This window comes from Pseudomonas sp. P7758 (genome assembly GCF_013386485.1).
GTDB lineage: Bacteria > Pseudomonadota > Gammaproteobacteria > Pseudomonadales > Pseudomonadaceae > Aquipseudomonas.
Genome location: NZ_JACARS010000200.1, coordinates 1 through 4,442 on the forward strand (window position 1 = coordinate 1; position 4,442 = coordinate 4,442).

At 61.2% G+C, this 4,442-nt stretch carries 5 protein-coding genes; 1 reads left to right on the forward strand and 4 read right to left on the reverse strand.

The window, feature by feature from the left end:
- Nucleotides 1-33: 33 nt before the first annotated feature.
- The 4 genes from mnmH to HX873_RS30275 all read right to left on the reverse strand — a co-directional run bounded on the left by mnmH (nt 34) and on the right by HX873_RS30275 (nt 3,294).
- Complete coding sequence (gene mnmH / locus HX873_RS30260) at nt 34-1,137, reverse strand: tRNA 2-selenouridine(34) synthase MnmH (protein WP_102604856.1); 1,104 nt, start codon at nt 1,135-1,137, stop codon at nt 34-36.
- Nucleotides 1,137-2,171: a selenide, water dikinase SelD gene (selD, locus tag HX873_RS30265; RefSeq protein WP_003211248.1), complete on the reverse strand. Its 1,035-nt coding sequence runs from the start codon at nt 2,169-2,171 to the stop codon at nt 1,137-1,139. Before selD ends, mnmH begins: the two co-directional genes overlap by 1 nt.
- Nucleotides 2,172-2,255: 84 nt before the next feature.
- Nucleotides 2,256-3,002: a TerC family protein gene (locus HX873_RS30270; protein WP_003211245.1), complete on the reverse strand. Its 747-nt coding sequence runs from the start codon at nt 3,000-3,002 to the stop codon at nt 2,256-2,258.
- 28 nt (nt 3,003-3,030) lie between these two features.
- On the reverse strand, nt 3,031-3,294 hold the full coding sequence (locus tag HX873_RS30275; protein WP_023658942.1) for a hypothetical protein: 264 nt from the start codon (nt 3,292-3,294) through the stop codon (nt 3,031-3,033).
- A gap of 134 nt (nt 3,295-3,428) precedes the next feature.
- On the opposite strand from HX873_RS30275, the gene nhaR reads away from it, so the two are divergent.
- Complete coding sequence (gene nhaR / locus HX873_RS30280) at nt 3,429-4,331, forward strand: transcriptional activator NhaR (protein ID WP_003211241.1); 903 nt, start codon at nt 3,429-3,431, stop codon at nt 4,329-4,331.
- The last annotated feature ends 111 nt before the right edge of the window (nt 4,332-4,442 follow it).

Below are 4,442 nucleotides of genomic sequence, written 5' to 3' on the forward strand. Positions count from 1 at the left end.
CTTGCTCGCGAAAGGGCCGGCCAACTCAATCAATCACGTACGCCGAGCGAGCCTGTCCCGGAAATACTCCACCACCGCCGCTTGCTCTCCCGCAAACTCGATGCGTGCGCCTTTGCTTTCCCGCTGGAACGCATACATCGGGTCGTAGTACTCACGCAACAGCCCTTCAATCCAGCCGCGGTGCAAATCCACCGCGCCGCTGCTGGCTTGTTCTGCCAATGCTTCCTGCATGATCGCGTGCAACCGCGCAAACCGCTCGCCGCCCAGGCGCTTGTGGATATTGGCCAGGCTCTGGGTCAGGCGCTCGGCAAACAGTTCCTGGCCAGTGTCGCCAAACACCGCGACAAACTCGGCGCAAAGATCCACCACATAATCCTTCAGGATGCGCTCCACCCGGCCTTCAACGCTGTCTTCCAGCCAGACCATCGGGAAGCCCTGCATGCCTTTGTGCAGGGGCAACGGCAGCGCGCAGCTGCCGATCATGCGGCTCTCATCCTCGACCACAAACTGCTCGATACCGGCGGCACGCTTTTTCAGCAGGTCCACCGCCAGGCGGTTTTCGAAGTCGATGTTGGAAGGTTGCGCCGTGGCGCGTTTGCCGAAGCTGGAACCGCGATGGTTGGCGTGGCCTTCCAGGTCCAGGGCGTTGTTCAACTGGCCGAGCACTTCGGTCTTGCCGGTACCGGTCATGCCGCCCAACAGTACGAAGTCGCATTGCGCGGTGGCGCTTTCAACCGTGTCGAGCAGGAAAGTCCGCATGGCCTTGTAGCCACCGCCCACTCGCGGATAGTCGATACCCGCCTCGGTTTTCAACCATTGCTGGGCAATCTGCGAACGCATCCCGCCGCGAAAGCAGTACAGCAGACCATCCGGATTGGCCTGGGCAAAACGCGCCCAGTGTTCGATACGTTCGGCCTTGATCGCCCCGGACACCAGTTCGTGCCCGAGAACAATGGCCGCCTGCTGGCCTTGCTGCTTGTAACAGGTGCCCACCCGTTCGCGTTCGTCGTCGGTCATCAACGGCAGGTTGACCACCCCGGGAAACGCGCCCTTGATGAACTCGATCGGCGCACGGGTATCCATCATCGGCCGGTCGTTGAGAAAGATATCGCGGTAATCGGTGATGTCGATGGGCATCAGAACACCTCTACCGCGTTGGTCTGTCGCTCAACCAGTTCGCCGATCGGCTCAAGGTTCAGGCCCAGCTCCGCCGCCACGGCGAGGAATTCGGCATTGCCTTCGGGGGTGACCGCCACCAGCAGCCCGCCGCTGGTTTGCGGGTCGCACAGCACGCGTTTGTGCAGTTCGTTCAGGCGCCCCAGCTTGCTGGCGTAGCTGTCGAAATTGCGCAAGGTGCCGCCGGGGACGCAGCCCTGTTCCAGGTAGTACTCAACCCCGGGCAGGCGTGGGACTTTTTCGTATTCGATGCGGGCAGTTAATTGGCTGCCGTCTGCCATTTCCACCAGGTGGCCCAACAGGCCGAAACCGGTGACGTCGGTCATGGCCGTGACACCGGCCAGCTTGCCAAAACGGCTGCCGGGTTTGTTGAGGGTGCACATCCAGTCACGGGCCAGGCCCACGTCGGCCTCGCGCAGCTTGCCCTTCTTCTCGGCCGTGGTGAGGATGCCGATGCCCAGGGGTTTGGTCAGGTACAGCTGGCAACCGGCGGTGGCGGTGTCGTTGCGCTTCATGTGGCGCTTTTCCACCAGCCCGGTGACGGCCAGGCCGAAGATCGGCTCGGGGGCGTCGATGGAGTGGCCGCCGGCCAGGGGAATCCCGGCAGCGTCACACACGGAACGGCCGCCGCGAATCACTTCCCGGGCAATCTCCGGAGCCAGCACGTTGACCGGCCAGCCGAGAATCGCGATGGCCATCAACGGATCGCCGCCCATCGCATAGATATCGCTGATGGCATTGGTGGCGGCAATGCGGCCGAAGTCGAAGGGGTCATCGACGATCGGCATGAAAAAGTCGGTGGTGGACACCACGCCGCGCTCCTCGTCGATGGCGTACACCGCCGCGTCATCGCGCGAAGCGTTGCCTACCCAGAGCTTGGGGTCGAGGTTCTGTGCGCCACTGCCGGCGAGGATCACTTCCAGTACCTGAGGTGAGATCTTGCAACCGCAACCAGCACCGTGGCTGTATTGGGTCAGGCGAATCGGCTCGTTCATGGGTATCCCTCAAGGCGTCAAGTGGGCGGATTCTAGCAGACAGCAAAAGGCCGACTGCATGCAGTCGGCCTTTATGTTCAGCCCTTAGTGTTTGGCAGCAAGCCGTTTATGCCGGTTGCGTCGCATCATGTTCAGGCATTCGATAGCCGCCGAGAACGCCATGGCCGCATACACATAGCCTTTTGGCACATGGGCGCCGAAACCTTCGGCGATCAGCGTCATACCGATCATGATGAGGAAGCCCAGGGCCAACATCACAATGGTCGGGTTGTCGTTGATGAACTTGGCCAGCGGCTCGGCCGCCACCAGCATCACGATCACCGAGACCACCACGGCAATGATCATGATCGGCAAGTGCTCGGTCATGCCCACGGCGGTGATGATGCTGTCGATGGAAAACACCATGTCCAGCAGCAGGATCTGGCCAATCGCCGAGGCGAAGCCCAGGGTCACGCTCGGCGCGCCGGTGTCCACATGCTCCTTCTCGGGGTCCATGCTGTGATGGATCTCGGTGGTGGCCTTCCACACCAGGAACAGGCCACCGGCGATCAGGATCATGTCTTTCCAGGAGAACGACTGCCCCAGGATGTCGATGACCGGCTCGGTCAGCTGCACGATAAAGGCGATGGTGCTCAACAGGCCCAGACGCAGGATCAATGCCATGCTGATGCCGATGCGGCGGGCCTTGGCCCGGTGCTTCACCGGCAACTTGTTGGTGAGAATCGAGATAAAGATCAGGTTATCGATCCCCAGCACGATCTCCATGACGATCAGGGTGGCCAGTGCGATCCACGCGGTCGGGCTGGCGGCCAGTTGTAAAAGGTATTCCATAGGTCATTCCTGGTGTTGTGTGCGGGTATCAGGTTTCTTGGGAGGTGGACTCAGGCTTGCTGTCTTCCTGTTCCGGCTTGTCCGGCTTGCCTTGCGGCGGTGCGATCAAGCCCTTGGTCGCGTCACTCAACGCCTGTTCGGCGGCCTGGTGGGTGTCGTCAATCACTTGCTTGGCCGACTCGGTGGCCTTGCCCAGCAGTTGTTGCGCGCTTTTTTCCGCTTGGTCACAGCCACTGAGCATGACTAATGAAAGCCCAAGTAACGCCGTTGCGCCCAGGGAATTGAGTTTCATGATGCGTTCCTCGTTAGAACCTTCGGGTCCAAGTAGTGGCCCCTCGATAGCGACGCATTCTATGCAGGGTAACACTTCAGGAAAATTCGTATTTTTTTCGCTTATACTTCGGTTTTCACGAAGTATTGGCCGCCATGCTCAATTACCGACAACTGCACTACTTCTGGGTCGTCGCCAAGACCGGCAGCATCGTGCGCGCCTGCGAGCAACTGAACCTCACACCGCAGACCATCAGCGGGCAGATCAGCCTGCTGGAACAGACCTTCGGCGTGGCATTGTTCCAGAAGGTCGGGCGCCAGCTGGAGCTGACCGAAGCCGGGCGCCAGGCGCTGCCCTATGCCGAGCAGATGTTCCAGCTGGGCAATGAGCTTGAAGCGATGTTGCGCACCCAGCCCAATGAGCAGCAGATCCTGTTCCGGGTTGGCGTCGCGGATGTGGTGCCCAAGTCCATCGTCTATCGGCTGATTGCGCCAACCATGGAGTTGAGCGAGCCGATCCGCATCACCTGCCGTGAAGACAAGCTCGAACGCTTGCTGGCGGACCTGGCGATCCAGCGCCTGGACCTGGTGATCTCCGACAGCCCGATGCCGCCGCACCTGGACATCAAGGGCTACAGCCAGAAGCTCGGGGAATGCGGCATCAGTTTCTTCGCAACCCAGGCATTGGCTGACCAGCATCGCGGCGATTTCCCACAATGCCTGCAGGGTGCGCCGCTGTTGATTCCGGGGGCGGAGACGGTGGTGCGCAGCCGTTTGCTGCGCTGGTTTGCCGAGCAGCAGATCCAGCCTCGGATTGTCGGGGAATTTGACGACAGTGCGTTGATGCAGGCCTTTGGCCAATCCGGCAGCGGGATTTTCATCGCGCCGAGCGTGATTGCCGACGAGGTGGAACGCCAGTATGGCGTGGCGCTGATCGGCCAGACGGATGCGGTGACCGAATCGTTTTATGCAATCTCGGTGGAGCGCAAGGTCAAGCACCCCGGCATCGTGGCGATTACCGAAGGTGCCAGACGGGAGCTGTTCACTTCCCTGCCCTGAAGGCTCAGGCGCAGACGGCGCGGGTCTTGGCAGTCATCAGCCACAGCGCCAGCAGGATCGACAACAGGATAAAGCCCGCCGCGGCAAACCCGAGGCGGCCCAGGCCCAGGG

What these genes read in the sequence shown, in the direction of transcription:
- mnmH (WP_102604856.1), bottom strand. Translation starts at nt 1,137, where the DNA reads ATGCCCATCGACATCACCGATTACCGCGATATCTTTCTCAACGACCGG.
- nhaR (WP_003211241.1), top strand. Translation starts at nt 3,429, where the DNA reads ATGCTCAATTACCGACAACTGCACTACTTCTGGGTCGTCGCCAAGACC.
- HX873_RS30270 (WP_003211245.1), bottom strand. Translation starts at nt 3,002, where the DNA reads ATGGAATACCTTTTACAACTGGCCGCCAGCCCGACCGCGTGGATCGCA.
- HX873_RS30275 (WP_023658942.1), bottom strand. Translation starts at nt 3,294, where the DNA reads ATGAAACTCAATTCCCTGGGCGCAACGGCGTTACTTGGGCTTTCATTA.
- selD (WP_003211248.1), bottom strand. Translation starts at nt 2,171, where the DNA reads ATGAACGAGCCGATTCGCCTGACCCAATACAGCCACGGTGCTGGTTGC.